General features: G+C 35.1%; 5 protein-coding genes and 1 pseudogene. All 6 read left to right on the top strand.

Annotation, left to right across the window (positions count from 1 at the left end):
* A pseudogene (locus AB5627_RS14145) lies at positions 1-375 on the top strand (hypothetical protein); the annotation flags it as partial.
* A 30-nt stretch (positions 376-405) separates the two neighbouring features.
* On the top strand, positions 406-1,911 hold the full coding sequence (locus AB5627_RS14140; RefSeq protein ID WP_265291132.1) for a VWA domain-containing protein: 1,506 nt from the start codon (positions 406-408) through the stop codon (positions 1,909-1,911).
* Positions 1,912-2,109: 198 nt separating this feature from the next.
* Positions 2,110-2,460: a hypothetical protein gene (locus tag AB5627_RS14135; RefSeq protein WP_117858710.1), complete on the top strand. Its 351-nt coding sequence runs from the start codon at positions 2,110-2,112 to the stop codon at positions 2,458-2,460.
* Between the two features lie 11 nt (positions 2,461-2,471).
* Entirely contained in the window at positions 2,472-2,663 is a 192-nt protein-coding gene (locus AB5627_RS14130) for a hypothetical protein (RefSeq protein WP_147338046.1), read from the top strand.
* Between the two features lie 4 nt (positions 2,664-2,667).
* Entirely contained in the window at positions 2,668-3,126 is a 459-nt protein-coding gene (locus AB5627_RS14125) for a hypothetical protein (protein ID WP_265291133.1), read from the top strand.
* Positions 3,127-3,635: 509 nt separating this feature from the next.
* Positions 3,636-3,755, top strand: a 120-nt coding sequence (locus AB5627_RS14120; protein WP_368369917.1) for an AAA family ATPase, incomplete at its 3' end; no start/stop codon positions are given.

Below are 3,755 nucleotides of genomic sequence, written 5' to 3'. Positions count from 1 at the left end.
GTTACCGAAGTTCGTGTGTCTATGGAGGGTACGGGCAATCTCCAGAAAGCCACTACTGTTGAAAGCATTATGAACAAGGATATACTCTGCTCAGAGGTTGTAGGTCTTGTGGGCGAGCCTTTTGAAATCAAAACGACTTCGCAGTTTGATAAGGCTACGCTTACTTATGTGATCGATAAGTCTAAGCTTGGTGATACCGAATTTGACAATCTGCTGTTTTTATGGTATGATGAAGAAAATGACAATTTTGTTGAGCTGGACACTGTGCTTGATGAGGATAATTCAACTGTAAGCGTGGAGACTACACACTTCAGTAAGTATATGCTGGTGGACAAAGTAGAGTGGTTCAATGCTTGGAAAAAAGCTTCACTTTAATTTGAAGATACCTACGAACCGCTTGCTACCGTGATTTGTTACGACTGTTCGGGAAGTATGAGTAGCAATGACCGTACCTTTAATTATAATATATATAACGAGGACGGGACGATAGCTTATTCTTATCCTACCTGCTACAGAAAGCTTGCAATAGATAATTATATAGATTCAATGACATTGACTGACAAAACGGCTCTGATCAGTTATGAAAGCTCTGCTAAGCTTGTAAGCGGTTTTTCAAATGATAAGGATATGCTAAAGAGTGCAGTAAAGCCATATAATTCAGGTGGCACAAATGCACAGGCTGCCGTTAAGATCGCCATTGATGAATTGGAAAGCGTTGAACATTGGTATACCAGACATATTATTCTTCTGTCTGACGGAGATGTAAATATATCAGAGGAGTATATACAAAAGGCGCAGGATAAAAAGATAAAAATACATACGATTGGTTTAGGTTACGGTGCAAGCAACAGCAGGCTGAAATCATATGCCGAGTCTACCGGAGGACAATTCTTTGCGGCAGCGACTGCCGAGGAGCTTGAAGCTATTTATAACGATTTGTCAAGAGATAATCATTTTGATCTTCAGAACATGGAGGATCTGGACGGCGACGGTCTTCCAGATGAATTTGAGGTTTCGGGATTGGTTGTTTCTAATGCACAGATTTTCTATACCGATCCTGAAAATCCGGATTGTGACGGGGACGGATTGCTTGATGGAGAAGAAATTTCAATCGAAAATCCTAAGTTTGTAATCAAAAAGGATTCTACAGGCGGCCATGCGGAATATTCTTCATTAGTGTTCAGATACAACTCGGATCCTTGGAATGAGGATACTGATGGAGATGGGTTAGATGATGACAGCGATTTTGACCCGATTCATCCTGCAACTGATGACCAATTAAAAATTATTGACTTTTTTGATTCAGCTGAACTTTTTGAAATACAGTATTTGGCACAATTTTGTGAAAGATTCGAATGCTCCCCTATTATTGCGATAGATTACATAAATGTTTATCGCAGACATGCTGATTATGCGATTGACGAAGTGATTGAGGATTTAGCGTCATTAGGGTATAAATGCGATAAAGCTGCATTCCAAATTTATTATACAGAATATTTTAATTATAGAGACGAAACTTCTTGGTCTCAGATAATGAGCATAGGTTATACAAGTTGGACACAATCTTTTCAGTTTTTCTTATCTACTTGGGTGTTAGAAAATGCTTTTCAGGCTAAGAACACCAAAGCTGTTAATTCTTTTGAATTATCTAAAAAACAGCAAGCTGCATTAGATGATATTTCTAAAATATCTCAAAAAGGCGATATTGTCAAAATAGAATCAGCTGAAAAAGTAAACAGCGAATTTAAAACCAATTCTAACTACAAACCACCCTATCAACCTGGGACAAAGACCATAACCGTTAAACTTAAAGAAAACACAAAATTTGTTAGGGTTTATCGAGAGTCTGGAAAACTAACCGGAGGTTGGGTAATGGAAGCTGAGCAAATTGAAGGTCTAACACCGTCATAGATAAAAAACAAATTTGCTTTGGAGTATGAACCTAAATATATTTGTGATGTTGAAATTCCTGCAGGAAGTACTGTTCGTTATGGAATCGCCAATAAAATAATAAATTGGGGGAACGGCGGCGGAACTCAATATGATTTAATGGGTCAGTTTATTGGTAAGTTCACAAACGAACGATTATTATGATATCGGAGGTTAACTATGCCTATTTTAAAAATACATAAAAATGCATTGTATGTTAATAACGAGCTGGTAAAATTTCAGTTTGAGATTGATACTGTCCTTGTTCTTGATTCACAGGTAATTGTACTAATAAAAACTCCATATGACATTGATAATAATGATAATGTTTACTCAGTTGATTTTCATGGTAAAATTACTTGGCAGATAGAATCAGCAAAAAAAAGGTTTCCAAAGCTGCAATACACTCCATATGTTGGGCTTTCATATAAAAATGGCAGTGTGATTGTCAATGATTTTTACGGTACGGATTTTATCGTAGATATCAAAGATGGTAGACTTTTGGAGAGAAAAAGCGGTTCGAGATTTTGAAGTGGCATATATTGCATTATGAGGAAGGCACTGTTGGTTTTAAAGTAGCAGAAAAGTATCAAAAAGCTAAAAATGAATTTTGCAAATCTGGTGCGGACTCAAAGACCGGCATTATAAATGTAGGAGGTATGGTAAACGGTCATATGCCGGAAACATATTACTTTTTAGCTAATGATTATTTACACAAATTAAAAGCGAGTTGATTTTATGAAAAAGGGAAAAATCATGTCGATGATAGTGCCAATTATTTTTGTCATTATTCCGCAGATTATTGTAATTATTGCATCATCCTTTATGAAAAATGATCAATCTATAATTTTGAATATAGGAGGGAGCATTGGTATTATATGTGGATTACTTGCATTAATTTTAATCTATCAAAATAAAATCAATGTGACAGAACATATTATTTCAATATTGATAGTTATATTAATTTCATTGATCATAACTTGTTTATCGTTCTTTGTACTTTCCTTTATAGGTATAATTTTTGGTGCAATAATAAGTACGGTTGTGTCAAATATGTTTTTGCTATTTAAATGTGATCCAAAGTCATTAAGGGAATCAGTGATTTTGATGTTGATTAATCCAATAAATCACGCCTTATTAGATGGCATAGCCTGCATATTAGCAGTAATTATGTTTCCATTAAATATTGTGATTTAATATCAAATATTGTATACATGATAAAAGTAATCGCTGTACAGACTAAAATCTGTGCGGCGATTTTTTATGCAGAATTATGAATGCTACGTTTTAAATGACCATAACTGAAAGTGAGCAAAATATTTAAATAGGCTGTTGACAAACGAGTGTTCCAATGCTATAATATTAAATAGGGACGACATAGTTCAACATAAAATTAAACAGTAAGTGCCTCTTACTTAGATAAACATATCGGCAAATACTTTTAGAGCTTTAAGCTCGTACATGTTTCAGGCACGATTTTGGTAACAACGGGATAACTATATCCTTTTGTAAAAATCGTGAAACTGAAAAGTGTACGGGCTTTTTTGTTTTGGTTACATATTGATATCGGAAATTTAATTAATGTGCGTAAAAAATTTGAATGCGATTTACAAAGTAAATTAAAACGAAAAGCAACAGAAACTTGAAAATTGAATAGGAGGCTTGATAAATTGAAAAAGTTCAACTCAAAGTCCTGCGAGGAAATCATGACCACAGTGTACAAACCGATTGAATTTGTAGTTGACAATCTGCTTGCACAAGGTCTGTATATCTTAGCAGGAGCACCAAAAGTCGGAAAATCGTGGCTTGCGCTTGATATGTGCTTG

The organism is Ruminococcus sp. RTP21198st1_G1_RTP21198_201120, from assembly GCF_040924265.1.
In the GTDB taxonomy this organism is placed as follows: Bacteria; Bacillota; Clostridia; order Oscillospirales; family Ruminococcaceae; genus Hominimerdicola; species Hominimerdicola aceti.
This window is presented reverse-complemented; position numbering and strand designations above follow the sequence as displayed.

Coding starts and splice junctions, on each gene's coding strand:
- AB5627_RS14135 (WP_117858710.1), top strand. CDS start 2,110: ATGCCTATTTTAAAAATACATAAAAATGCATTGTATGTTAATAACGAG.
- AB5627_RS14125 (WP_265291133.1), top strand. CDS start 2,668: ATGAAAAAGGGAAAAATCATGTCGATGATAGTGCCAATTATTTTTGTC.